The 25,157-nt window shown below is 72.1% G+C and carries 21 protein-coding genes; 7 read left to right on the plus strand and 14 right to left on the minus strand.

Annotated elements, in window-relative coordinates:
• Positions 1-4: 4 nt before the first annotated feature.
• Together NDW01_RS27435 and NDW01_RS27440 are read left to right on the plus strand one after the other, a co-directional pair.
• A complete protein-coding gene (locus tag NDW01_RS27435) occupies positions 5-2,074 on the plus strand; it encodes a serine/threonine-protein kinase (RefSeq protein ID WP_252825545.1) in 2,070 nt (689 codons plus the stop codon).
• A gap of 129 nt (positions 2,075-2,203) precedes the next feature.
• Positions 2,204-3,607, plus strand: coding sequence for a class II fumarate hydratase (locus NDW01_RS27440; protein WP_252825547.1), 1,404 nt, complete (start codon positions 2,204-2,206; stop codon positions 3,605-3,607).
• Between the two features lie 79 nt (positions 3,608-3,686).
• On the opposite strand, the gene NDW01_RS27445 is transcribed toward NDW01_RS27440, so the two are convergent.
• From NDW01_RS27445 to NDW01_RS27480, 8 genes are all read right to left on the minus strand, one after another.
• A complete protein-coding gene (locus NDW01_RS27445; protein ID WP_252825549.1) occupies positions 3,687-4,205 on the minus strand; it encodes an aggregation-promoting factor C-terminal-like domain-containing protein in 519 nt (172 codons plus the stop codon).
• Positions 4,206-4,510: 305 nt separating this feature from the next.
• A complete protein-coding gene (locus tag NDW01_RS44450) occupies positions 4,511-4,987 on the minus strand; it encodes an aggregation-promoting factor C-terminal-like domain-containing protein (RefSeq protein WP_406567766.1) in 477 nt (158 codons plus the stop codon).
• Positions 4,988-5,372: 385 nt separating this feature from the next.
• Complete coding sequence (locus tag NDW01_RS27455; protein ID WP_308211785.1) at positions 5,373-6,254, minus strand: aggregation-promoting factor C-terminal-like domain-containing protein; 882 nt, start codon at positions 6,252-6,254, stop codon at positions 5,373-5,375.
• Positions 6,255-6,792: 538 nt separating this feature from the next.
• The gene (locus NDW01_RS27460; protein ID WP_252777655.1) at positions 6,793-8,100 is read right to left on the minus strand and encodes a PhoH family protein; all 1,308 of its coding nucleotides are present in this window, start codon (positions 8,098-8,100) and stop codon (positions 6,793-6,795) included.
• Positions 8,101-8,262: 162 nt separating this feature from the next.
• On the minus strand, positions 8,263-9,024 hold the full coding sequence (locus tag NDW01_RS27465) for an isoprenyl transferase (protein WP_252825551.1): 762 nt from the start codon (positions 9,022-9,024) through the stop codon (positions 8,263-8,265).
• A gap of 35 nt (positions 9,025-9,059) precedes the next feature.
• A complete protein-coding gene (locus NDW01_RS27470) occupies positions 9,060-9,686 on the minus strand; it encodes a hypothetical protein (RefSeq protein WP_252825553.1) in 627 nt (208 codons plus the stop codon).
• A 158-nt stretch (positions 9,687-9,844) separates the two neighbouring features.
• Entirely contained in the window at positions 9,845-11,380 is a 1,536-nt protein-coding gene (locus NDW01_RS27475; RefSeq protein WP_252825555.1) for a phosphoenolpyruvate carboxykinase, read from the minus strand.
• Between the two features lie 293 nt (positions 11,381-11,673).
• Positions 11,674-12,198 (minus strand): hypothetical protein, encoded by a 525-nt coding sequence (locus NDW01_RS27480; protein ID WP_305883821.1) that lies wholly within the window; start codon positions 12,196-12,198, stop codon positions 11,674-11,676.
• Between the two features lie 114 nt (positions 12,199-12,312).
• On the opposite strand from NDW01_RS27480, the gene NDW01_RS27485 reads away from it, so the two are divergent.
• Positions 12,313-13,842 (plus strand): DHA2 family efflux MFS transporter permease subunit, encoded by a 1,530-nt coding sequence (locus tag NDW01_RS27485; RefSeq protein ID WP_252825558.1) that lies wholly within the window; start codon positions 12,313-12,315, stop codon positions 13,840-13,842.
• A complete protein-coding gene (locus NDW01_RS27490) occupies positions 13,823-14,440 on the plus strand; it encodes an acyl-CoA-like ligand-binding transcription factor (protein ID WP_252825561.1) in 618 nt (205 codons plus the stop codon). Before NDW01_RS27485 ends, NDW01_RS27490 begins: the two co-directional genes overlap by 20 nt.
• Before the next feature lie 64 nt (positions 14,441-14,504).
• Here the strand turns inward: NDW01_RS27490 and NDW01_RS27495 are convergent, their stop codons facing one another.
• On the minus strand, positions 14,505-15,662 hold the full coding sequence (locus NDW01_RS27495) for a C40 family peptidase (RefSeq protein ID WP_252825564.1): 1,158 nt from the start codon (positions 15,660-15,662) through the stop codon (positions 14,505-14,507).
• 279 nt (positions 15,663-15,941) lie between these two features.
• Positions 15,942-17,927 (minus strand): thioredoxin domain-containing protein, encoded by a 1,986-nt coding sequence (locus NDW01_RS27500; RefSeq protein WP_252825567.1) that lies wholly within the window; start codon positions 17,925-17,927, stop codon positions 15,942-15,944.
• A gap of 222 nt (positions 17,928-18,149) precedes the next feature.
• Between NDW01_RS27500 and NDW01_RS27505 the strand changes: the two genes are divergently transcribed.
• Together NDW01_RS27505 and NDW01_RS27510 are read left to right on the plus strand one after the other, a co-directional pair.
• Entirely contained in the window at positions 18,150-18,527 is a 378-nt protein-coding gene (locus tag NDW01_RS27505; protein WP_252825569.1) for a hypothetical protein, read from the plus strand.
• A gap of 100 nt (positions 18,528-18,627) precedes the next feature.
• Positions 18,628-19,188, plus strand: coding sequence for a hypothetical protein (locus NDW01_RS27510; RefSeq protein ID WP_252825572.1), 561 nt, complete (start codon positions 18,628-18,630; stop codon positions 19,186-19,188).
• Between the two features lie 118 nt (positions 19,189-19,306).
• On the opposite strand, the gene NDW01_RS27515 is transcribed toward NDW01_RS27510, so the two are convergent.
• The 4 genes from NDW01_RS27515 to NDW01_RS27530 are packed head-to-tail and all read right to left on the minus strand — an operon-like array spanning position 19,307 to position 23,159.
• The gene (locus NDW01_RS27515) at positions 19,307-19,930 is read right to left on the minus strand and encodes a hypothetical protein (RefSeq protein WP_252825575.1); all 624 of its coding nucleotides are present in this window, start codon (positions 19,928-19,930) and stop codon (positions 19,307-19,309) included.
• An 18-nt stretch (positions 19,931-19,948) separates the two neighbouring features.
• A complete protein-coding gene (locus NDW01_RS27520; protein ID WP_252825577.1) occupies positions 19,949-21,223 on the minus strand; it encodes an ABC transporter permease in 1,275 nt (424 codons plus the stop codon).
• Positions 21,220-21,957: an ABC transporter ATP-binding protein gene (locus tag NDW01_RS27525; RefSeq protein WP_252825580.1), complete on the minus strand. Its 738-nt coding sequence runs from the start codon at positions 21,955-21,957 to the stop codon at positions 21,220-21,222. Before NDW01_RS27525 ends, NDW01_RS27520 begins: the two co-directional genes overlap by 4 nt.
• Positions 21,954-23,159, minus strand: a complete 1,206-nt coding sequence (locus NDW01_RS27530; RefSeq protein WP_252825582.1) for an efflux RND transporter periplasmic adaptor subunit — start codon at positions 23,157-23,159, stop codon at positions 21,954-21,956. Before NDW01_RS27530 ends, NDW01_RS27525 begins: the two co-directional genes overlap by 4 nt.
• A 191-nt stretch (positions 23,160-23,350) precedes the next feature.
• Between NDW01_RS27530 and NDW01_RS27535 the strand changes: the two genes are divergently transcribed.
• Positions 23,351-24,856 carry an efflux RND transporter periplasmic adaptor subunit gene (locus NDW01_RS27535; protein WP_252825594.1) on the plus strand — a complete coding sequence of 502 codons (1,506 nt, stop codon included), beginning with the start codon at positions 23,351-23,353 and terminating at the stop codon, positions 24,854-24,856.
• Positions 24,857-25,157: the final 301 nt, after the last annotated feature.

The raw sequence follows: 25,157 nt of genomic DNA on the forward strand, positions 1-25,157 counted from the left end.
CTTCGTGGCCGAGTCGCAGGACCGCTTGCTCTCCGGTCGTTACCGCCTGATCGAGGAGATCGGCCGGGGCGGCATGGGCACCGTCTGGTGGGCGCACGACGAGGCCGAGGACCGTGAGGTCGCCGTCAAGGAGGTCCACCTCCCGCCCAGTCTGCGGCCCCGCGAGCGACTGAACCTCATCAAGCGCACGAACCGCGAGGCGATGTCCGCGGGCCGCCTGAACCACCCCGGTCTCATCGCCATGTACGACGTGGTGGTCGAGGACGATCGTCCGTGGCTCGTGATGGAGTACGTCCCCGCCCGCTCGCTGGAGGACGTCTTCGTCGCCGACGGCCCGATCTCGCCGGCGCGCGTCGCGGACATCGGCGGGCAGTTGCTCGACGCGCTGCGCGCGGCGCACGCGGCCGGCATCGTCCACCGTGACGTCAAGCCCAGCAACGTCCTGCTGGAGAACTCCGGCCGCGTGGTCCTCACCGACTTCGGCATCGCGACGTACGAGGGCGCCACCACCCTCACCCAGTCGGGGACGTTCATGGGCTCCCCCGCGTACGTCGCACCGGAGGTGGCCAGTGGCGAGCGCGCCTCGCCCACCTCGGACCTGTGGTCGCTCGGCGCCACCCTCTACGCCGCCGTCGAGGGACGCCCCCCGTACGACTTCGAGACGGCGATGGCGACGCTCAGCGCGCTCGTCACCGCCGAGCCGGACCCCCCGGTGCGCGCCGGGTCGTTGCGCCCGCTGCTCGAGGGGCTGCTGCAGAAGGATCCGGCACGGCGGCTGACGGCCGAACGCGCGGCCGCGCTGCTGGCCGCGGCCACCGCGCCGCCGCTGCCGCCCCGGCCGGCGGAGGCGTCCCGGTCGCGGTCGAGCAGGCGGTCCGCTCATGAGTGGTCCAGCCGGGAGCTCTCCGGCCGCCGCGGGACCGGTCGCGCGCAACCCACTCCGCCCGCCTTAGGAACACCCGGCCGCGTGCGGCCCGGTCCGCCCGCGTCCGGAGGCTCTGGCCGGCAGCGGCCCGCGCCACCCGCCCTCGGCGGCTCCGACGATGGGCGGCCGCCCGCCTCGCCCGCCCCCGGTGTCTCGGACGGCCGGCGGACGGCCGCCCCAGGGAGCTCGGACGGCCGGCGCACGCCCGCCCCCGGGAGCTCGGAACGTCGGCGGCCTGATCCGCCCGCCGCCGAGGGGCCCGATCGGGTGTGCGGTGGTTCGCCCGGGGACGGGAACTCCGGCGGCCGGTCCGCGCTGCCCGGCCTCAGGCGATCCGACGACGCGGGGCACACCGCCCCGCCGGGTCTCGACCGGTCCCGCAGGGCGGAGCCCACGCCGCCCCGTACGGGACGCGCGGGGCCGGGCCGGACCAGCCGGGACCTGCCGGCGATCGGAGCGCCGGCCGGGGCGCCCGCGCAGCCGACGGCGGACTGGCTTCCCGTCCCGAGGCCGGAACCCCCCGGAGGCTCCGGCGCCGGGCCGGGCCGCGGCGGGCGCCGATGGCTGGACCGGCCGGGAGCGCTTCCCGTGGTGACGGGCGGCGTGCTCACGCTGGCGGTCGCGGCCGGTGTGCTCGCCGGGCTGAACGGCTGGGCCGGTTCTGGGGGCGCTCCGGCCGGCACCCGTACGTCCGCCGCGCAGACATCCCCCTCCGCCGCGCCCGGCCCTCCCGCCGCCACCTCGTCGCCGACCCTCGCCGCGCGTTCCCCAGAGGCGCTGCCCGCCACGCTGCTGGACGCGGCGGACCGGCCGGTGTCGCGCCGGGTCGCGAAGAAGAGCGGCACCTGGCCGGACACGTCCACGCTGACGTTCGGGGTTCCCGGCGGCGGTCGCCGCGTGGGCGTCCTCCTCATCTGCCGGTCCGGCGCCCGCCGGCTGTCCTTCACGGCCTCCGTGCTCGGCGCCCCCGGTCGAACGGTCCACGGCGCGTGCGCGGAGAACACCCACCGGTTCTCGGCGCCGCCCGAACTCCGGCTGCCCTCCGGCGTCTCCCGCGCCCGGGTCCGGGTACGCCTCCGCCGCGGACCCGAGGCCGGCGCCGGGCCGGTCGAGTGGCTCGCCGGAGCGTACGAGTCCCTAACCGGCTGAGCGCGCGCCCGGCGGGCCTTCCGCCCCTGCGGGCGCGGGGCGCAGGGCCGGCGCGGGAATACGGCCGGTGCTCCCTGAGTCGGGTAAGGACGGGGACGACGACTGCGACCGGAGACGACCATGAGTGAGATGAGCGAACAGCAGGAGTTCCGCGTCGAGCATGACTCCATGGGGGAGGTACGCGTTCCCGCATGGGCGAGGTGGCGCGCGCAGACCCAGCGGGCGGTGGAGAACTTCCCCATCTCGGGACAGCGGCTGGACCGCGCGCACATCGCCGCGCTCGGCCACATCAAGACGGCCGCCGCGAAGGTCAACGCCGAGCTCGACGTGATCGACAAGGGGATGGCCGGCGCGATCGCGGAGGCCGCGCTGGAGGTCGCGAACGGCGAGCATGACGCGCACTTCCCGATCGACGTCTTCCAGACCGGCTCGGGGACCTCCTCGAACATGAACACCAACGAGGTCGTCGCCACGCTCGCCGAGGAGCGGCTGGGCCGGCCCGTCCATCCGAACGACCACGTGAACGCCTCACAGTCGTCCAACGACGTGTTCCCCTCCTCGATCCACATCGCGGCGACCGGGCTGGTCGTGACCGAGCTGATCCCCGCGCTCCGGCACCTGGCGGACACGCTGGAACGCAAGGCCGGGGAGTTCGCGTCCGTCGTGAAGTCGGGGCGGACGCACCTGATGGACGCCACTCCCGTGACGCTGGGTCAGGAGTTCGGCGGCTACGCGGCCCAGGTGCGGTACGGCGCCGAGCGGCTGGAGGCCGTGCTGCCCCGCCTCGCCGAACTGCCGCTGGGCGGCACCGCCGTGGGCACCGGCATCAACACCTCCCCCGGCTTCGCCGAACGCGTCATCGCCGAGCTCGCCCGGGCCACCGGCCTGCCGCTCACCGAGGCGCGGAACCACTTCGAGGCCCAGGGGGCGCGCGACGCCCTCGTGGAGACGAGCGGCGCGCTGAAGACGATCGCGGTCGGCCTCACCAAGGTCGCCAACGACCTGCGCTGGATGGGCTCGGGACCGCGCGCCGGGCTCGGCGAGATCCGGCTGCCCGACCTTCAGCCCGGTTCATCGATCATGCCGGGCAAGGTGAACCCGGTGATCCCCGAGGCGGTCTGCCAGGTCGCCGCGCAGGTCATCGGCAATGACGCGGCCATCACGTTCGGCGGTGCGGCGGGCAACTTCGAGCTCAACGTCATGCTGCCGATGCTCGCCCGGAACATCCTGGAGTCGATCCGCCTGCTGGCGAATGTCTCCCGGCTCCTGGCCGACCGGTGCGTCGACGGCATCGAGGCCGACGCCGACCGCTGCCGGGAGTACGCCGAGTCGTCCCCGTCGATCGTCACGCCCCTCAACCGCTACATCGGGTACGAGGAGGCCGCCGCGGTCGCCAAGCAGGCCCTGCGGGAGCGCCGGACCATCCGTGAGGTCGTCCTCGAGCGCGGCCACGTCGACGCCGGTCGCCTCACGATCGAGCAACTCGACGCCGCCCTCGACGTCCTCGCGATGACCCGTCCCGCCGGGTCCTGACCCGGCCCGCCGATTCGTCTCCGCGCCCGTGCCCTCCGGCCGGCCCCCACCGGGGGCCGGCCGGTGCGGGAACGCCGGATCAGTACCAGCCGGTGGCGGCCGAATGGCCCAGGGCCGCGCACGGGGTGCCGTAACGGCTCTGGATGTAGCCCAGTCCCCACTTGATCTGGGTCGCCGGGCTCGTCCGCCAGTCCGCCCCGGCGGTGCGCATCTTGTCGGCCGGCAGGGCCTGCGGGATGCCGTACGCACCGGACCACGGGTTGCGGGCGCGGTGGTTCCAGCTGCTCTCGCGCATCCAGAGGCGGTCGAGGCACTGGTACTGCCGGTACGACCAGCCGCGTTCGACGAGGAACGGCAGCGCGAGCACCCTGTTGCGCTCGGAGATCGTCAGCTGCGGTCGCCGGGGCGGCACCATGTCGGGCCACGCGCGGGCGGGCACCGCACCGAGTGCGGGCACCGCGCCGGAAGCGGGCACCGCGCCGGAAGCGGGTACCGCACCGAGTGCGGGCGGCTCTCCCGTGAGTCCGGCGAGCAGAGCGGCGGCGCTGCCGAGCGCGGCGACGCCGCTCCGGGAGAGTCCCGTCAGTTTGAGGTCCAAGTCGGCTCTTCCGTCAGCCGGAGCGCCGGTCGCGCTCCGAGCGGGCCTTCACTCCGCCGTCGGCTGCCCCTGGGGGCGGACCGGGCCATCGGACGGCGCCCCCGCAGGGGCGCCGTACGCGACGTTCTCGCGCTTCGGAGTGACGGCGACGGAGCGTTGCCTACTGGAAGCGTTCCGTCACCACGCCATGACACGTTCCGTGACACGCGCGGCTCGACACCGCTCCCGGCTGCGTTTGTGCCGCTCTTTTACCGAGTCCTTGCCGCCGATCAGGAGTGTCGGGGTGAAGCGGCGGCCGATCGGTCTCAGTACCAGCCGGTCCGGTGCATGTGGGACCATGCGCCGCAGGGCGTCTTGTACCGGCCCTTGATGTATTTCAGACCCCATTTGATCTGGGTCGCCGGGTTGGTCTTCCAGTCCTTGCCGGCGCTGCGCATCTTCTTGCCCGGCAGCGCCTGGGGGATGCCGTAGGCCCCGGACCAGGGATTGTGCGCCTTGTGGTTCCAGTTGCTCTCGCGGTTCCAGAGCTTGACCAGGCAGGGGAACTGCTTCTTGTAGCTGTGCGCCCAGCGCTTCTTCACGAGCGGCTTGGCGACGCGCTCGTTCCGCTGCTTGCGAGTGGGCTTCTTCTGCGTGGCGACGGCGGCGACGCGCACGACGGCCGTGGTCGGCGACGCGGCCTGGGCCGGCGCCTCGGCGGTGAGACCGACGCTGACGCAGACGCCGAGGGAGAGAACGACGGCCTTGGCCGCAGAGAACCCGTTCGGGCGGTTGGAGGACAAGAATGACCTTCCGTCTGCCGACGCGCCGGTCGCGCGGCGAGCGGTGTCCACCTCGGCCGAAGCAGCCTTCATGGAGCGGGAGGAAGGCGACCGGGCCACCGGCGGCGTCGCTGTCGGACGCCGTGTCCGGCCGTGAGGGACGGCCGGAGTCCGAGGCGGTGCGGCGGATGTTCCGCCGCGTCATCACCGCGGGCGTTTCATTGGCCCGCGGGTGGTGCTCCGCAGGTGCCTTTCGGCCCTGCGGACGGAGCTCCGCGCATGACGATTCCGCGAGGAGCTCCACGTCCGGGGATCCCGCGAGCGGGGCTGCGCGGTCGGGGATCCGGTGAGGGGATTCCGCGAGCGGAGCCCGGCGGCCGGTGGCCGCCGGGCTGCGGAGTGCCGGTCAGTACCAGCCGGTGCTCTGAGAGTGGCCCCAGGCGCCGCACGGCGTGCTGTAGCGGCTCTTGATGTAGCCGAGGCCCCACTTGATCTGGGTGGTGGCGTTGTTCTGCCAGTCGGGTCCGGCGCTCGCCATCTTCGAGCCGGGCAGCGCCTGCGGGATGCCGTACGCGCCGGAGGGGTTGGCCGCGTGCACGCGCCAGCCGCTCTCGCGGTTCCACAGGTTCACCAGGCAGCCGAACTGCGTGCTCGGGTCGAAACCGAAGCTCGGCAGCAGCGACTTCGCGATCCGCTGAGCCTCGCTCGCCGGAACGGGGTTGCCGGCGCTGCCTCCGGGCGGAGTGGGCGTCGGCGTCTTGGTGGGGATCGGCTCGCCCTTGGCCAGCAGCGAGGGCCGGTCCTTCTCGCTCCGGGCGGCGCGGAGGGCGCGCTTCTGCAGCTCCTTGCGGCGCGCGGTCTCCAGGCTCTTGCGCTGCTTCTCGGTCATCGGGGCCGGCGCCTGCGCCTCGGCCTGCACCTGCTGCGCCGAGGGTTCGGCGGCGGGCTTCTTGGGGGCACCGGAGCCGCCGCCGGTGAGCGCGAAGGCGGCGGTCCCGCCGCCGATCACCACGGCCGCCGCCGCGGCCACCGCACCGACCTTGACCAGCTTGCCGGAGGGGCGAGGCTTGCGGCGCATGGACTCGAAGTCGTCGTCCCCGGCGCCGCCGGGGCCGCCGGGGCCGTCCGGCGGCGTCGGGCCGCCGGGAGGAACGGCGCCCAGGTCGTGGCGGGTGGCTCCGAGGTCATCGACCGGAGCGGTTTCGGCCGTCTCCGGGATGGGCATCGCAGAAGTGGCGCCCGAGAGATCCGGCCGCTCGGGCTCCGGCGCGAGGGGAGAACCCGCCACCTTGACGTCCTCGGACGACGGGGGCTGGTTCTCGGGGAAACGAGCGTCGTCCCACGGGCCGTGAGGCTCCGTGCCGTCTTGTCGATCGTCTCGCCCGGGGGACCCGAAACGGTCTCCGTACAAGGCGGTCCTTCCGACGGTCGCACGCGCATGGGCACGCGTACGAGTGCCTTCACCCCCGGTGCCGTCGCGGTCTCCGGCGCGGCACCCTCGGCGGGCAGGCCCTCCCGTCGTACGGCGCGGGGACGCGCCAGGACCGGGGGGTGTCCCGCAGGAGTGCTTACGGCGGACCACACTGCATTAAGACGGGGGGTACTCCGCAAGCGGAATGGCGTGACTGATCTCACGTCTAATCACGCCACAGTGGACACAGGCCCCCGAATACCCACGTCAACCACGAGTTCGCACGGTATCACGATCGTTATGTGACGTTGGTCACATCATGACGTTTCAGGCCTGGGTGACCACGGTCCGTGACGAAAACCGGGGCTTCCTCGACGGAATCGAGGGAAGCCCCGGTGTGGTTCGACCGGCCGGATCAGACGCCGACGTCGCCGAGCGTCTCCGTCACGAGAGCGGCGATCGGCGACCGCTCGGACCTGGTCAGGGTCACGTGGGCGAACAGCGGGTGGCCCTTGAGCTTCTCGACCACCGCGACGACGCCGTCATGGCGGCCGACGCGCAGGTTGTCACGCTGCGCGATGTCGTGGGTGAGCACCACGCGCGAGCCGGTGCCGATGCGCGACAGCACGGTCAGGAGCACCCCGCGCTCCAGCGACTGCGCCTCGTCGACGATCACGAACGAGTCGTGCAGCGAACGGCCGCGGATGTGGGTCAGCGGCAGCACCTCGAGCATGCCGCGGTCGAGGACCTCCTCGATGACCTCGGGCGTGGTCATGGCCGAGAGGGTGTCGTACACCGCCTGGCCCCACGGCGACATCTTCTCGTTCTCGGTGCCGGGCAGGTAGCCGAGTTCCTGCCCGCCGACCGCGTACAGCGGCCGGAAGACCACGACCTTGCGGTGGCTGCGGCGTTCGAGGACGGCCTCCAGACCGGCGCACAGCGCCATCGCCGACTTGCCCGTACCGGCCCGCCCGCCGAGCGAGATGATGCCGATGTCCTCGTCCATGAGCAGGTCGAGCGCGACCCGCTGCTCCGCCGACCGCCCGCGCAGGCCGAACACCTCCCGGTCGCCGCGCACGAGCTGTACGGACTTGTCGGGCATCACGCGCCCGAGGGCCGAGCCGCCGGTCGAGATCAGGCGCAGACCGGTGTGGCACAGCAGGTCGCGCGCCTCCGCGAGCTCCAGCCGACCGGCGTCGTACAGCTCCTCCAGCTGGTCCGCGGCGACCTCGAGCTCCGCCATGCCGGTGTGACCCGTCTCGATCACCGACTGGGCGCGGTACTCCTCCGCCGCCAGGCCGACCGAGGCGGCCTTCACCCGCAGCGGCAGGTCCTTGGACACGAGCACGACGTCGTGCCCCTCCTGGGACAGCGACAGCGCCACCGTGAGGATCCGGGTGTCGTTGTCGCCGAGCCGGAAGCCGGCCGGCAGGACCGACGGGTCGGAGTGGTTGAGCTCGACTCGGACCGTTCCACCCTCGTCACCGATCGGCAGCGGCTCGTCCAGACGTCCGTGGGCGACCCGCAGGTCGTCCAGGGTTCGGAGGGCCTTCCGCGCGAAGTAGCCGAGCTCCGGGTGGTGGCGCTTGGCCTCGAGTTCGGTGATCACGACGATCGGCAGTACGACCTCGTGCTCGGCGAACCGGGTCAGCGCCCCGGGGTCGGCGAGCAGAACGCTGGTGTCGAGGACGTACGTGCGCCGGGTGGCGGCAGGTGTGGCCACTCGTTCTCCTTCGGGCACCTGCCCAGGCGGGTCGCCTGGGAGAGCGCCCTTTCCTCGGGGGGACCTGATACGACGCTAGGCCGGGGGAACCGCCCGAGAACAGACGCGCACCGAGTGGTCGACCGGCCGAAACCGGTCGTTCGGGAACGCTCTACAGAGGGTTCACGAACCGTAGCGCCGATGCCGCGCGGCGTAGGAACGAATCGCCCGCAGGAAGTCGACCTTGCGGAAGTCAGGCCAGAAGGCCTCGCAGAAGTAGAACTCCGAATGGGCGCTCTGCCAGAGCATGAAGCCGGAGAGGCGCTGCTCTCCCGACGTCCGGATGACCAGGTCCGGGTCGGGTTGGCCGCGGGTGTACAGATGCTCCGCGATGTGCTCCACATCGAGGAACTCGGCCAGCTCCTCGATGCTGGTGCCCCTGCTCGCGTGTTCGTGCAGGAGTGAGCGCACCGCATCAGCGATCTCACGTCTACCTCCATACCCAACCGCGACGTTCACAATCAGGCCAGGAGCGTCAGATGTGCTTTCGGCGGCCTGCTTCAGTACACGTGCGGTTTTGTCGGGCAGGAGGTCGAGCGCTCCGACCGGCTGGACGCGCCAGCCCCGCGTGGCCAGGTCCTCCACGGTCTTCTCGATGATCGCCAGCAGCGGATCCAGCTCCTGCGCCGGCCGGGACAGGTTGTCGGTCGACAGCAGCCACAGCGTGACCACCTCGACGCCCGTCTCCTGGGACCACTGCAGCAGTTCGGAGATCTTGTCGGCGCCCCGCTGGTGCCCGGTGGCGACGTCGCTGTGCCCCATCGATCGCGCCCACCGGCGGTTGCCGTCGAGGATCACTCCGATGTGGCGCGGTGCGGTGTTCGGGCGGAGCCTCATCTCAAGCCGTCGTTCGTAAAGCTTGTAGACCAGGTCCCGCAAGCCCATGTGCTCGCACCTTCTTCGTCGACGACGCCGGGGGATCAGCAGTCAATTATCGCCCCAGACGGGGCATGCCGGGCGCTTACCGGTGAACTCGCGAGAACGTCTCGGTAATCGGCGCCCACGAGCCGCGCCTCGGCCACCAGGGCCGTCAGGAAGCCGGCGAGCTCCGCCGAGGTCAGGACGGCGCGGACGCCATGGCCGTCCGGCCCCCACGCCTCGACGACGGCGCGCCGGGACCGCCGCCACTCCCCTCCGCGGTGGTCGGGCGCGGAGAGCCAGGTACACGACGTGCGCAGCGTGCACCGCAGTTCGGCGGTGCCGGGCGTGTCCGCGCGGTCCCGCCGCCGGAACGCGAAGAGTTCGGGCTCCCGTGCGGCGAGCCCGCGGTCCTCCCGGGCACCCGGTGCCGTGGAGGCCGGCGGCTCGGGGAACCGATCCGCCTGATCGGGCCAGGCCCGCGCCACCGGCGAGCCGTCGACGCGGACGTCGGCGACCTCGCGGGCGAGCGTGGCCAGGGAGTACCCGCAGCGCTCCCCCACCACGCCGAACGACCGGCCGTCGCACCGCAGTTCGAGCGTGACCTCATACGGGGTGCCCGCCCGGTCGCGGACCGGAACCATGATCACCTCGAGCCGCGATCCGTCGACGCAGCGTAGTTCTCCCACATGGGTAAGCGTAGATTGCTCGTTTGCTCCAGATCGAGACGTCGCGCGATGCTTGACCCGACGCTGACCCGCGCGGGCCGGACGTGAAACGCCGCCGGACGTAAAACGCCCCGGCGGCGGGTGTCCCGCCGCCGGGGCGTACCCATCCCCGAGTTGGCTCAGCCGATCGACTTGACGATCGCCTCGTCCAGTCCGGCGAAGGATGAGAGGTATTCCCGCCGCTCGGCTTTCAAACGCTCGACCATGGCGTCGTACTCCTCCATCCGGCCCTGCCGCTCGTAGAGCCGCCGGGGCTGGAGAATCTCGAGGTCGTCGATGCCGGGTACGGACGACGCGATCTCGTACCCGAAGTCCGGGTCGTCCTCCCACTCGATCGTGCCCTCGACGATGGCCTGCACGATCGCCGACGAGTGCGGGATCTTGACCTTCTTCGCGCGGTCGTCGCCCTCGCCGCCGCCGACACGGCCCGTGTTGAGGACGAACACCTTCAATTCGTGGCTGTCGAGGAGCTCGAGCATCCGGTTGCCCATGTCGGCCATGTCCCGCGGGAAGAACGGGTTGGTCCCCGGCACCCGCAGGAACTTGCCCTCCTCGTCCTTGCCGCCGGCGCTCGTGCCCGTGGTCTCGCCGAGCATGAAGTACGCGGCCGCCTGCGCCCGGTCGAGCCGGGCCACGCCCGGGACGATGTTCTCGTTGCGGTTGAGGATGAGCAGGAACTCGGCGGGCTCCACCTTGTCCGCCGGCCACGGGTCGACGTACTTGAACGGCCAGGTGGTCCTGCCGTTCTTGGTGTAGGAGGTGTCGAAGAAGTCGATCCTGCCGTCCGCGTCGACCGAGACGTTCTCGAGGTAGGCGTTGGGCTTCACCGTGGCGTGGTAAATGGTCGGCTCGAATTCCGGATCCAGGCCGAAGGTCTTGGCGAAACAGCCGTTCTCGGTCGTGTAGACGCGACCTCCCGGCATCAGGGCGATGAAGTCGTCCTGCACGGGTTTGCTGCCGAGCTGGGTGGTGAAAGTCGTCGTCGTCTTGCCCGTGCCGGACAGGCCCACGATGAGCACCGTCTTGTTCTCACCGTCCACCGGGATCACTTTGCAGCCCGCATGCAGGGAAAGGCCGCCGCGCTCATAGACGATGTTGTTCCACATCCGCAGGCCGCCCTTCTTGGACTCACCGAAGTAGTCCGAATTGAAGACCCGCGTGATGTCGGCATTGAGGTCGACCGCGATGAGCCGGTCGTTCGGGTATCCCTCCATCGGGAGGTTCGGGGTGTACACCACCGTGGTGTCCGGCTCCCACGTCGCCGGGTCGTAGTCCTCGCCGACCGGGTAGTAGAGCTGCTTCTGCATGCCGGCGATGTTGGCGTTCGAGGCCTCGATGACCAGGCGCGCCCGCGTACGGAAGTCGGGGTCGCTGCCGATGTAGCCGTCCACGACGACGACGTCGCGCCCGGCGAGGTACTCGTCCTGCGCGGCGGCGACGCGGTCGTACTCCGCCCGAGTGATCGTCTGCTTGGTGGTGTTGGTCGAGTCGTCCACGATGTAGGTGGACTTGGCGCTCCGGCTGTCCACGCGGGCCTTGACCACCACGTTGCCGAACTCGGTCACCTTGGAGTTGGGCATCTTCTCGGTGAGTTCGCGCAGCCGGGCCGCGGTCGGATTCCACTCGACCGACCCGGCCTTGACCTCATACGCCACGATCGCTCCTTCGCACGGGGACACCCGATGGTTGATGTCGGGATTTCGTGAGTGTACCCACACGCAGCATTTTGAACATCCCCCGGCAAAGTGATCTCAACCGCAGGGAAGGTCGCTATGGGAGCATTGGTTTAGACCTTTGGATTAGACCACTGGATTAGACCTTTGGCCTAGACCGGGTCCGCAATTCTTGTCCCTTGTTTCGAGTATGTTTCGACTTTCTCGATTAAGGCGCCCGGAAGACGGGCCTCCCCAGCGGCGCCGGGCGGGCGGACGGGGACGTCCCGCCACGGTCAGACCTGCGGTCCGGCGGCCCGTGCGCGCTCGACGTGCAGCAGCGCGTCCCGCAACTCGGCCAGCCACTCGTCGGCGTTCTTGCCCACGAGGCGGACGCACCAGGCGAGCGCGTCACTCCGGCTGCGCGCCACCCCCGCGTCGACCAGCGTGTCGAGGACCCTGCGCTCCGGCTGGCGGAGCCTGGTCATCACCGGCACCGACAGCGTGGTGAACATGACCTTCGCACCGCCGCACTCCACACCCCAGGAGACCTTACGGGCGAAGCGGTGCTCGGCCTCCCGCGCGATGTCGACCCGCCGCTCCCGGGTGTCCTCCCGGAAGCGCTGGACCAGCCCGGCGACCGCCTCGGACCGCTCCGCCTCGGAGGCGCCCTCGGGGACGTCGGGCTCGGCCAGCCGGCCGATCACGCTGATCTCCTCACGGTCGAGGATGACGCGAGGCGGCCCGTCGAACCACTCCGCGGGCAACCTGCCGCCGAACCACTCGCGAAGCTTCCCCTCCGCGCTTTCCGTCGTAGCCATGTAATCATGATTACACGACTCCACCGGTCCGCCAAGGGTTTCACAGGGTTGACAGCCGCCCCGCCCTGATAGTTACTCTCATTTCAGTGTCACAATCATTAGGGAGCCGCTGTCATGACCTCACTCGGCCGCCGACGGTGGTGGGTGCTGGGTGCCCTCGTGGTCATCCTGCTCGCCGTCGGCCTCGACCTCACGGCGCTCAACGTCGCCCTTCCCACGCTGTCCGCGCAGCTCGACGCGGGAACGAGCGCGCTGCAGTGGATCGTCGCCTCGTACACGCTCGTCTCGGCGACCCTCCTGATCCCCGCCGGCCTGATCGGCGACCGGTACGGCCGCAAGATGACGCTCCTGGCCGGCCTGGCGCTGTTCCTCGCCGGCTCGCTCCTCGCCACCCTGGTCTCCAGCCCCGCCGGGCTGATCACCGCCCGCACGCTCATGGGCGTCGGCTCGGCGGCCATCACGACGCTGGCCATGTCGGTGCTGCTCGTCGTCTTTCCGCCCGAGGAGCGGCCGAAGGCCCTCGGAGCGTGGGCCGCCGCCTCCTTCCTCGGCCTGCCGCTCGGGCCGATCATCGGCGGTTACCTGCTCGACCACTTCTGGTGGGGGTCGATCTTCTTGATCAACATCCCCGTCTCGGCGGTGGCCCTAGTCCTGGGCCTCATCCTGATCCCGGAGTCCCGCTCCTCGTCCGCACCCCGGCCGGACTTCGCCGGGCTGCTGCTGTCGACCGGCGGCCTGGTGGCCCTCGTGTACGGCACCATCCAGGAGGACGAGTACGGCTGGTCGAGCCCCGGCGTATGGGGCGTGATGGCCGCCGGCGCGATCATGCTCGTCGCCTTCGTCGCGTGGACCCGGCGTGTCGTCCACCCGCTGGTCGACCTGCGTCTCTTCGCCGACCGGCGGTTCACCGGCGGGGTCCTGCCCGCCACGCTGCTGACCTTCGCGATGTTCGGCGTCCTCTTCGTCGTCCCGCAGTACTTCCAGGCGGTGCTGGGAACGACCCCGATGGGATCCGGGCTACGGCTGCTGCCCCTCATCGGCGGCCTCATCGCGTCCTCCCGCCTCGGCGCCCCGCTCGTCACGCGGATCGGCCCCCGCCTCACCATCGTCGCGGGCACCCTCCCGGTCATCGCCGGGATGCTCCTCGGGGCGACGACCACCGCCGCATCGGGCTACGGCCTCGCGGCCGCCTGGCTGACGGTCGCGGGCCTCGGGATGGGGCTGATACTGCCCGCCTCGATGAACGCCGCCATGAGCGCCCTGTCGGCCGAACAGGCGGGCGTCGGGTCCGCCGTCCTCATGACCGTCCGTCTGGTGGGAGGGGCGTTCGGCGCCGCCGTGCTGGGCAGCCTGCTGTCGTCCGGCTACCGTGGGCGCGTCGACGTCACCGGGCTTCCGCCTGCGGCGGCCCACACGGTCCGGGACAGGGTCGGGGGCGGCATCGCGGTCGCCGGGCGGCTGCACGAAGCGCGGCTCCTGCACGCGGTACGGGCGGCGTTCACCCACGGCATGGACCTCACGCTCCTGGCGGGGGCCGGGATCATGGTGATCGCCGCGCTGCTCGCCCTGATCCTGCTTCCGCGTCGAGGTGCCGATGAGCCCGCGGGTAACGGACAATCGACGCATGAGTACGTCTCCGCTTGAACGATCCCTCGAACAACGCCTCGGCCTGCGGGAACGGAAGAAGCTGAAGACCCGGCGGTCCATCCAGGAGCACGCGCTCCGGCTCTTCCAGGACCAGGGGTACGACGCGACGACCGTCGAGCAGATCGCCGAGGCCGCGGAGGTGTCCCCCAGCACGTTCTTCCGTTACTTCCCGACGAAAGAGGACACGGTCCTCACCGACGAGTACGACCCGTTCATCCTCGAGGCCTTCCGCGCGCAGCCTCCCGAGTTGCCCCCGGCAGAGGCGCTCCGCAACGTCCTCCGCGACCTCATCGGCGACATGCTGGCCTCCGACCGGCAGCGGATCCTCGACCGGAGCCGCCTGATGCTGGCCGTCCCCGCCCTGCGCGCCCGTCAGTGGGAGCAGACCCGGGAGACCCAGGACAGGATCGTCGAGGCCCTCGCGGACCGGCTGGGCCGTCCCGTCGGCGACTTCGAGCTGCGCGCGTTCGGGGCCGCGGTCATCGCCGTGTGGGAGACGGCGATCCTGGCCTGGGTGGAGGACGACGGCGAGGGCGACATCCTGGAGCTGCTCGACCGCGGCCTGGACTACCTCACCGCCGGCTGCCCCCTCTGACCCCCGTGCGCCACTCCAGCGGCGCACGGGCGAGCGTGAGACACCCCCAGGCGGTCGTGGGAGGTCAGGCCTTGGTGGCGGCGAGTTGGGGGTTGACGCGGATGGCGCCCCAGAAGTTGGTCAGGTAGACGTCCTGGATCTGGATCAGGGTGCCGGTGTGCCGCGCGACGACCATCTTGCCGTTGCCGAGGTAGATCGCGATGTGCGAGACGCCGTTGAACGTCGGGTCGTTCTTCCAGGTCAGCAGGTCACCCGGCTGGGCCTGGCTGTACGGCAGCCGCCAACCGGTGAACGCCTGGATGTCGGCGGTCCGCGGCATCTTGATGCCGGCCTGGGCGAAGGCGTACTGAACGAGGCCCGAGCAGTCGTAGCCGCCCTCGCGGTCGGACTCGCCGCCCCAGACGTACGGCATGCCGATCTTGGACTCGGCGGCCCGGATGACCGTGGTGACCTGCTCGGCCGTCATCACGCGGCCCGGCGCGCCCGAGGTGCCGCCGGGGACGGTCGGGCCGTCGAACCGCGACTCCAGCGTGGCCGTCTTCGTGCCCTTGGGCAGCAGCTTGTCCAGCTGCTTGCGGAGCTTGACGAGGTTCGCGTGCGGGGCGCTGATGAGCAGGGCGTTGCCGGACGGCATGCCGATCGTCTGCGCGGTGTAGTGCGAGACCACGGCGTCGACCTGGTCGATGCCCATCGTGGCGTACGCGCCGACGCGTACGGACGTCTGGTGGTCTTTTCCGCCGATCTGGGTCTGGGACGCCAGCGGGATGCCGCCGTCCTGCCCCATCGGGAAGGAGATCGCGACGTCACCGCCCGCGATGTTGTTCCACAGGGCGTCGGACTTGGCGCTCGCCTCGGGGGTGTAGGCGCGGAACGTCGACGGCTCGACGCCCAGCACGCCCACGCGCTTGCCGCCCACGAAGGCACGGGCCGCGTCGACGACCTCGACGGCCTTGACGCCCTTCGTCTGGCGGACCTTCTCGATCGCGTCGGCGGGCAGCGTCTGCGCGGAGGCGACCAGCAGGTGCGGCGTGATGGTCTTCTGCAGCGCCGCGACGTGGTAGCTCGTGCTGTCCGCCGCGGCCACGTAACCCCCGCCGGGGAGCCGCAGGGCCGGCGGGTGGGGGAACGGCCCGGCGAGCACCATCGCCATGTCCGCGGCGATGGTCGTGGCCAGTGAAACGCCAACGACCGTCGGAAGCATGCGGCGTCTCGCCCAGCGCACGGCGCCCTCCCTCGTCCCCAGTGCGGTTACGACTATGACCTACGACGGCGATGGTCGTCTAGACGCTCATATGCCGCATAGGCCACTCGCGTTCGCCCGTTGGCAGGCGGGCGCTGTTCTGAGGTAACACGTCCGTAAAGCAAAGATCAAGCCCACGGCCGGATCTTTATTGACAGGAATTCCAATGAGCGCCCGCCGGGAGGCCGCTCATCGCCCGGATACGACCCGCCGGGGGCCGCCACCGCCCGTGCCGGAGACGGCACGCCCGCTCGGGGTCGCTCACCGTCCGGAGGCGGCCCGGATCTGTTCCTGGAGGGCGCCGACCTCGGTGACCGGGAGCCGGCAGGTGAAGTCGCGGCAGACGTACGCGGCGGGACGCCCGTCGACCGGCGTCCGGTCGTCCAGCAGCGGCACCCCGGAGCCGACGGCGACGACCGCGGGCAGCGGGCTGAGGAGCGCGGCGCGGTGCAGGTCCCGCGTGCGCGGGTCCTGCACCGGACCCGCGACGGCGATCTCCAGCGGACCGGCGAGGGCCGCCTCGGCGACCGCGAGCCCCCAGCCCGCGAAGCGGGAGTGGCGCTGCGCCAGCGGCGTCACGGGGCCGAGGGCGGCCAGGGCGGCCTCCCGGTGCCGGGCCGAGCCGGTGAGCGCGGCGTACGACAGGAGCGCGCCCGCCGCCGCGAACCGGCCGGACGGCGTCGCGTTGTCGGTCGGGTCCTGCGGGCGTTTCCACAGGCGCTCGGCGTCGGCGGCGGTGTCGTAGAAGCCGCCGCGCCCGTCGGCGAAGCGCTCCAGGACGACGTCGAGCAGCTCGCCGGCGAACCGCGCGTGGCCGACCTCGCCGGTCACGCCGTACAGCGCGATGAGCCCCTCGGCGAGGTCGGCGTAGTCCTCCAGGACCCCGGCGTTGGTTCCGGCGCCGCCGGCGCGCGAGGTCCGCAGCAGCCGCCCGTCCCGCCAGTGGGTCTCCCGGAGCAGCCGGACCGCCTCCTCGGCGGCGGTCACGAGGTCCGGCCGGTCGAAGTACGCGCCGCACTCGGCCAGCGCCGCGACCGCCAGGCCGTTCCAGGCGGCGACGACCTTGTCGTCGCGGCCCGGCGGAACCCGCCGGGACCGCGCCTCCAGCAGCGCGGCGCGGATCCGCGCGTACCGCTCGGCGTCGCCGGCGTCCGCGCGCAGCTGCAGGACGGAGGCCCCGTGCTCGAAGGTGCCCGCCTCGGTCACGCCGAACAGCTCCGCGGCGTACGCCCCGTCCTCCTCACCCAGGACCTCGGTCAGCTCCCCGGGCGTCCAGACGTAGTAGGCGCCCTCCTCGGGGCGGCCCTCGGCGTTCTCGCTGTCGGCGTCCAGGGCGCTGGCGAACCCGCCCTCCGGCGTGCGCAGCTCCCGCAGCATCCAGTCACAGGTCTCCAGGGCGATCCGGCGGGCGAGCGGAGCGCCGGCCAGCCGCCACCAGTGGGCGTACACGCGGGCCAGCAGGGCGTTGTCGTACAGCATCTTCTCGAAGTGCGGCACCACCCAGCGTGCGTCGACCGAGTAGCGGGCGAACCCGCCGCCGAGCTGGTCGTACATGCCGCCCCGCGCCATCGCCTCCAGCGTGCCCTCGGCCATCGCGAGGCCGTCGCCGCCGCGCGCGGCGTGGCGCAGCAGGAACTCCAGCACCATCGACGGCGGGAACTTCGGCGCCGTGCCGAACCCGCCGTTCGCCTCGTCGTACGTCCGCGCCAGGTCCCGTACCGCGGCCTCCGGAACGTCCGGTGCCGGGGCGCCCTCGCCGCCGAGCGCGGCCTGCCCGGACAGGGCCTCGACGACCTTCTGCCCCTGGGCGATCACATCGTCGCGCTTGTCCCGCCACGCCTGCGCCACCGCCCGCAGGAGCTGCTGGAAGTGCGGCCGGGGGAAGTACGTGCCGCAGTAGAACGGCTCGCCGCCGGGCGTCATGAAGACGGTCATCGGCCAGCCGCCCTGGCCCGTCATCGCCTGGGTGGCCTCCATGTACACCGCGTCGACGTCGGGACGCTCCTCGCGGTCCACCTTGACGCTGACGAACAGGTCGTTCATCAGGCGCGCCGTCCCCTCGTCCTCGAAGGACTCGTGCGCCATCACGTGGCACCAGTGGCAGGCGGCGTAGCCGACGCTGAGCAGGATCGGCACGTCCCTGCGGCGCGCCTCCTCGAACGCCTCGTCCCCCCACGGGAACCAGTGGACGGGATTGTCCGCGTGCTGCAGCAGGTACGGGCTGGTGGCGTCCTTGAGTCGATTCATCGTGGGTCCCGCCGTGGTCGGTGCGTCCGTGCGTCCGGGTCCGGGACGGCTTCGCCGCGCCCGCCCGGTCAGTGGGTGGTCTTCCGTCTCACGCGTCACCTGCCCGGGCAGCCGACCGTGAATCCTCACACCGTACCCATGCCGCCTTGCGCGGTCGCCGGTGCGGATCTCGCAGAGGACTTAACCTGTCGGCAGGGTAGGACAACGGTCGGAGCGTGCACAGTGGATCCACTCTCGGTCTCAGCGCTCGTCACTCTCTTGTCGAAGATCTTCGACGGCGCCACCGACAAGGTCGGTGAGCAGCTGTGGGACGACCTCACCTCGGTCGTACGGCGGGTGTTCGGCCGCCGCAGCACCTCGGTCGAGGCCGCCAAGCGTCTCGGTGAGCGCCCCGGCGACGTCGACGCGACGCGGGCGCTGGCGGAGGCGCTCATCGCCGACTCCGCCCGCGACCCGCAGGGGGCGGCGCAGATCCGCCACTGGGTCGCCCGCGCCGAACGCGCCCTCGCCCCGGAGGGGTCGGCGACCAACACCATCGACGGCTCCGTCACCGGGAACGTCGTCCAGGCCCGCGACATCCGCGGCGACATCACCTTCTGACCGCCTGCGGCCGCTCGCCTCCACCCGCGGCCGCGTCGTGGAGGAACCTTTCAGCCACGCCGAAGCCGGGCTCCAGGAAGATCGGCCATCATCGCGGGCCATGCGAATCCTCCATGGCGGAGCGATGCTGGTCGCGGCGGCCGCGCTCGCCGTCTGCGCCGGCTGCGGATCCTCCGGCGGCAAGACGGCCGCCTCACCCTCCGGATCGGCCGGCGCCTCGGGTGCCGGCGGTTTCGCGGCGTACGCTGCCTGCCTTCGCCAGCACGGCGCCGACATCCCGACGACCCGCCCCAGCGGGCGGCCCTCCGGCACGCCGGGACAGCGGGGCGGCGGGTTCGGTGGCGGGTTCGGCCGTGCCTTCGGCAACGTGAGCCAGGCGGCGCGGGACGCCTGCCAGTCGCTCGCCCCGCAGGGACAGCGTCGGGGAATGCAGGAGTTGCAGGCGTTCCGCAGTTGCCTGAAGGACCACGGCGTGACGCTCCCGACCCCGACGCCCGGTGCCGTGCGCTCGCCGGGCGCGAACCGTACGCCGGGCGCCCGTCCGTCTCCGGGCATGCGCTACCTCGGCGGGCTGAAGACGTCCGACCCGAAGGTCGCCGCGGCGCTCAAGACCTGCAAGCCGCTGCTTCCGAGCTTCTCCCCCCGCCCCACGGCGAGCTGAGCCGTACGGCGCCGGCGTCCGTCTCCGCACGGACCCGCTCCGGCGTCGGCGTCGTACCGGCCACGTCGGCCCCGGTGCCCGCTCTGCAGAGAGCCGGCACCGGGGCCTGCGGCGGTTCTCAGGGGCCTTGCGTCACCGTGGTGGCCGTGACGCCGCCGTCCTGGCCCGGCGTGCCCTGGACGACCACGGAGGCGCCGGTCTTGAGGTCCTTGACCTTGGCGCTCTTGGTCACCGAGACCTTCGTGGAACCGGTGGTCTTCACGCGCACGATCCCATTGGCCGTCTGAACGTAGATGATGTCGCCGTCGACGAGCTTGACGGTGCCGGTGGTCCCGCCGCCGCCGGGAGCCGCTCCCGTACCGAAGCCGTTGCCCGCGGCTCCGCCCCGGCCGGCGGCGCCGCCCTGCGTGCCTCCGCCGAAGGCGCCGGCACGGCCGCCCGCACCGCCCAGACCCGGGAAGCCGGCTCCGCCCTGGCCGTTGCGGGAGAACTGCGGGAATCCCGCCGCGGTCTGCTTCTTCCCCCAGTGCTTGTCCGCCTGCACGCCGCCGACGAAGCCGGCGACGATCAGTACGCCCGCGGCCAGGGCCATGGTGGCCGAGGGGAGCCGACGGTCCTTCCGCGGTTCGGCGGCCGCCAGCTCCTGCGCGAGGTCGCCCTCGAACGGTGAGGTGCGCAGCAGTTCTTCCGGCGGCACCTCGTCGACCGGTGTGTCGCTGCCCTTGCGCCGTGTTCCAGGCACAGTCTCTCCCTATGGGTGCTATTCGTGGCGAAGTGCTTCGATCGGCCGGAGCTTGGCCGCACGGTTGGCCGGGTAGCTGCCGAAGAACAGCCCGATGGCGACGGACACGCCGAGCGCCAGCGCGATCGAGCTCGGCACGATCACGGGCTGCACACCCACCACCGTGAACTGGCTGCCGATCACGCCCGCGGCGACGCCGAGCAGCCCGCCGAGGAGGCTGAGGACGGTGGCCTCGACGAGGAACTGGCCGAGGATCGCGCCCTTGGGCGCGCCGATGGCCTTGCGAATGCCGATCTCGCGGGTCCGTTCGGTGACGGTGACGAGCATGATGTTGGTGATGCCGATGCCGCCGACCAGCAGGCTGATGGCCGCCACCGCGCCGAGCAGCACGGTGAACGTCCGGCTGCTGCTGCTGATCGCCGACTGCAGGCTCGCCTGGTTGAGGATCTGGAAGTCGGCGGTGTTGGACCCGGTGATGTCGTGCCGCTGGTTCAGGATGCCCGTCACCTCGGACTGCGCGGCGTCCACCGTCTTCGGGGACTTGGCCTGCACGACGATCTGGTTCAGCGCGCCGTAGCCGGTCAGGCTCTGCTGCACGGCCGGCAGCGGCGCGATCGCGACGTCGTCGGCGTCCTGGAAGCCGGACGAGCCCTTGGTCTTCAGCACCCCGACGACGGTGAAGTTCACACCGCTGACGGTGATCTGCCTACCGAGCGGGTCGACGGTGCCGAACAGGTCCTCGGCGACCGTGTTGCCGATCACCACGACCTTGCGGTCGTTCAGGACGTCGTCGTCGCTGAAGTACGTGCCCCTGGCCACCGGATCGTTGGACGCCTCGAAGTACGCCGGATAGGTGCCGACGAACTGCTGGATCGCGTGGGCGGTCCCCTCGTACGTCGCGTTCGCCGACGACGCGGTCACCACGGGCGAGACGCTCTTCACCGAGGGGGCGCTCTTCGCGTCGGCCAGCGCGCGGGCGTCGTCGACGGTCAGGCTCTTGGCCTGCGCGCGGGGCCCGGTCTGCTGGGCCGCTCCCCCGGCCGCGCGCAGCAGCCGGGCGAACCCGCCGCCGCCCCCGCCGCCGCGACCGCCCGACGTGGACGGCATGACGGTCAGGGTGTTGGTGCCGAGGCGTTCGATGTTCTTCTGTACCTGCTGGGACGAACCGTTCCCGACCGCGACCAGCATGATCACCGCTCCGACGCCGATGAGGATGCCGAGGGTGGTGAGGCCGCTGCGCAGCTTGTTGGCGGCCAGCCCGCGCAGGGCGAACCTGAGGACTTCCAGCGTCATCGGTGCCGCACCCCCGTTCCCATCGGCCCGGGCGGCGGGCCGGCCACGGGCGCCGCGCGCCGGTCCTCGACGATGCGGCCGTCGACCAGCCGGATCACCCGCTTGGCGCGGGCCGCGACGTCGTCCTCGTGGGTGATCAGCACGATCGTGCGGCCGTCGGCGCTGAGCCGGTCGAGCACGCCCAGGACGTCCTCCGTGGATCGGGTGTCGAGGTTCCCGGTGGGCTCGTCGGCCAGCAGGAGCGCCGGTGAGGTCACCAGCGCGCGGGCGACGGCCACGCGCTGCTGCTGGCCGCCTGACAGCTCGTTCGGCTCGTGGCCGACGCGGTCGGCGAGGCCGACCTGCGCCAGCGCGGCCAGCGCCCGCCGCCTCCGCTCCGCGGCCTTGACGCCGCCGTACGCCAGGGGCAGTTCGACGTTGGCCAGGGCGCTCATCCGGGGGATCAGGTTGAAGGACTGGAACACGAACCCGATGCGCCGGTTCCGCAGGACGGCCAGCCGCCGGTCGTCGAGCGCGCCGACGTCCAGGCCGTCGAGGAGGTACCGGCCGCCGCTGGGGACGTCGAGGCAGCCCAGGATGTTCATCAGGGTCGACTTGCCGGAGCCGGACGCGCCCATGATCGCCACGTAGTCGCCCTGGTCGACGGTGAGGCGGACCCCGCGCAGCGCGTGCACCGCCGTGTCCCCGGTCCCGTACACCTTGGTGACGTCCTGGACGTCGAGGACGGTCGTCACCCCCGGCCTCCGCCGCGAGCGCCTCCGCCGAGGCCGCCACCGACACCGCCGCCGGGAAAGCGGCCCGCGGGGAATCCGCCGGTGCCCGAGGTCGAGCTGACCGCGATCAGGACCTGGTCCCCCTCCTTGAGGCCCGAGGTGATCTCGGTTCCCTGGTCGCCCTGGACGCCGGTCCGCACGATCCGGAGGGCCTGCTTGCCGCTCTCCAGCACGGTCACGGTGCTGCGTCCGCCGGCGGTTCGTACGGCGGCGGTCGGAACGTACAGCACGTTCTCCGCCCGCGCGGTCGTCACCCGGACCGAGGCGGTCGCGCCGATGCGCAGCCCCGTGGGCGGGTCGCTGAGCGAGACCGTGACGCCGTACTGCACGACGTTGTTCGAGGTGGTCGCGGTCTGGTCGATGGCGGTGACCCTGCCGGACGCCTGGGCGTTCTGGACGGCGTCGAAGGTCACGGTCGCCTGCTGGCCCTTCTTGAGCTTGGCGACGTCGGCCTCGGTGAAGTTCCCGGTGACCACGAGCTTGGAGGTCTCGGCGATCGTCATGAACCCGCCGCCGGAACCGCTCGACGAACCCGCGGAGCCGGCCGCACCCGACGAGCCGGCGGACCCGCCACCGCCACCGGAGCCGCCCGAACCGCCGGAGCCCGCCGAGCCCGAGGACGAGCCGCCGGACGAACCGCTCGAACCGCTCGAACCGCTGGACGATCCGCCGACGGTGCCGTTGACCGAGATGACGGTTCCGCTGAAGGGGGCGACGAGCTCGGTGCCGTCGAGGGCGCGCTTGGCGCTGTTGTAGGACGCCTTCGCCTGCATGTAGGAGGAGTAGCCCGAGGCGGTCGACGTGTCGCCGGCCTCGGCGGCGTCCAGGGCGGCCCGCGCGGCCTCGAGGTCGTCCCGGGCGCCCGCGTCGTCGACGGTGGCGAGCACCTGGCCCTTCTTGACCTTGTCGCCGACCTGAACGTTGATCTTGTCGACCGTGCCGCTGGTCGCGAAGGAGAGGTCCTGGGAGCGGGCGCTGGCGACCGTGCCGGAGGCCGAGACGGAGGCGACGACCGTGCCACGGCTCACCTGGACGGTCCGGCCCGGGGACGACGCGCCCGCGTCATCGCTCAACGAGAAGTACGCGACCCCGGCCCCGCCCACGAGCAGAACGGCCAGAGCGCCGTTGATGAGCACGCCACGGCGTCGGAGGAGGGATTTCACTCGCCACAGGGTCCCGGAACCTGCTTGGGCCAACCTGATCCGATCCTGAGAGATTCCTGTGGACTCGTGCGCGTTACGGAGCCCGTTCCGAGGCCGCGACCAGTGACCGACCACGACCGGAGAGGACGCCTTCAGGGAACTCTGAGGTTGGGCTCGGGTCCCTGTGACCTTCATCCGCCAGGATTCCGCGCGTGAACCGCCCGACCATGCGCGATCTCCGGAGACCACCGTGGCTCACCGCCGGTGCGGTGGTCATGCTCACGACCGGGGTGGTGGCCCTCGGCGACTCCCCCGCGAGCGCGGCGTACACCGTCGTGCGACGCGGGACCGTGACGGCGACCGCGGGGGCCGCGGGGTCCGTGCGCAGCGCCGACACTCGCGAGCTCGTCTTCGGCACCTCCGGAACGGTGAAGGAGATCAAGGTCGCGCCGGGCGCACGGGTACACGCCGGCCAGGTCCTCGCCCGCCTCGACGACACGGCGGCCCGGGAACAGGTCGCCGTCGCGAAGGCCGTGCTCACGGCCGCTCAGGACACCTACGCCAACGCGCTGCAGGGCATCTGCGCGGGCTCCGGCGGCACAGGCTCAGGCGGCTCAGGCTCAGGCTCAGGCGGCTCAGGCTCCGGCGGTTCGGGAGGCGGCGCGGCGGGCGGGTCCGCGAGCGGGGGAACCGGGGGCGCGTCCGGAGCGACGGTTCAGACGGCCGGCTTCCGGCGTCCTCGGCCGCCGCGGAGGCCGACCCCGACCCCCACCAGCACCACGCCCACACCCACGCCCACCCCGACCCACAAGCCCACCCCGACGCCGACCCCGACGCCGACCTCGCCGCGGCCCACCCCGACCAGCCCTTCGCCCACGCACTCCCCACGGCCGACCGGCCACCCGAAACCCACCGGCCATCCGAAGCCCACCGGCCATCCGAAGCCCACCGGGCGCCCGAAGCCGAGCGGCAAGCCCGGCACGGGCGGCGGCCGCCCCGGCGGAAGCCGTTCCGGCGCGGGCGGTGGCGGCGCGGGCGGTGGCGGCGGCTGCCAGCCGAACGCGGCCGAGCAGGCCTCCGCGAAGGTCACCCAGGCGGAGGTCAACGTCCGGCAGGCCGACCGCGCGCTGTCCGCGACCACCCTCAAGGCGCCGATGTCCGGCACCGTCCTGTCGATCACGGGCGCGGTCGGCGACCAGGTCGGCGCCGGCAAGGGCGGTTTCCTCACGCTGGGCGACCTGGACGACCTCCAGGTACGGGCCCTGTTCTCGCTCGCTGACGTCGACCGGCTCAAGATCGGCCAGCGGGCGACGATCGGACTCGGGATGTCACCCGACGGGCAGTACACCGGTACGGTCACCGGCATCGACCCGGCGGCCACCACCAGTGGCAACCTCGCCCGGGTCGGCGTGAACATCTCCCTCGACGACCCGCCGTCCGGCGTGCTGGTCGGCATGAGCGCGACCGTCGACGTCGTGACCGCGCAGGCCCAGAGCGTGCTTTACGTCCCCGTCGCCGCGGTGCGGACCGTGCCCGGCGGCGCGGCCACCGTGCTCGTACGGCACGAGGGGCGGAGCATCACCCGGACCGTGCGGCTCGGAGTACGGAGCGACCGGTACGTGGCGATCACCGGCGGCCTGTCCTCCGGTGACCAGGTGGTGCTGCCGACGAGCGACGGCCCGGACGGTTTCCCGGACGGAGCCTTCCCCGGCGCCTGACAGGACCCCTGAGGCCACCGACGACCGCGTGCGCGGACGGCGGCTCCTGAGGGGACGACCGGCTCTGCGCCGAGGATCCTCGTCGCGCCGGCCACCGAAACCCTCGGCACTCCGCTCTCCGGAAGCGCCGGCACCGGGCCAGGGCCGAGCGCGGCCGGGCCGAACGCAGCGCCGAGATCGAGGGGCAGCCTGGCCGAGTTCGGGGGCGCCGGGCCGGGCTCGGGGATTCTTCGGTCCGACGAACGGGCTTCGCCGTCTGGAGGCGGCGGCTCGGTGATGCGCCGACGGCCCGGCCGGGTCG

Source organism: Actinoallomurus soli (genome assembly GCF_024055715.1).
GTDB lineage: Bacteria > Actinomycetota > Actinomycetes > Streptosporangiales > Streptosporangiaceae > Actinoallomurus > Actinoallomurus soli.

Bases quoted from the DNA above. Each gene is read 5' to 3' on its own strand.
- NDW01_RS27440 (WP_252825547.1), top strand. From the start codon at position 2,204: ATGAGCGAACAGCAGGAGTTCCGCGTCGAGCATGACTCCATGGGGGAG.
- NDW01_RS27500 (WP_252825567.1), bottom strand. From the start codon at position 17,927: ATGAATCGACTCAAGGACGCCACCAGCCCGTACCTGCTGCAGCACGCG.
- NDW01_RS27510 (WP_252825572.1), top strand. From the start codon at position 18,628: ATGCGAATCCTCCATGGCGGAGCGATGCTGGTCGCGGCGGCCGCGCTC.
- NDW01_RS27465 (WP_252825551.1), bottom strand. From the start codon at position 9,024: ATGGGCTTGCGGGACCTGGTCTACAAGCTTTACGAACGACGGCTTGAG.
- NDW01_RS27520 (WP_252825577.1), bottom strand. From the start codon at position 21,223: ATGACGCTGGAAGTCCTCAGGTTCGCCCTGCGCGGGCTGGCCGCCAAC.
- NDW01_RS27490 (WP_252825561.1), top strand. From the start codon at position 13,823: ATGAGTACGTCTCCGCTTGAACGATCCCTCGAACAACGCCTCGGCCTG.
- NDW01_RS27485 (WP_252825558.1), top strand. From the start codon at position 12,313: ATGACCTCACTCGGCCGCCGACGGTGGTGGGTGCTGGGTGCCCTCGTG.
- NDW01_RS27480 (WP_305883821.1), bottom strand. From the start codon at position 12,198: ATGGCTACGACGGAAAGCGCGGAGGGGAAGCTTCGCGAGTGGTTCGGC.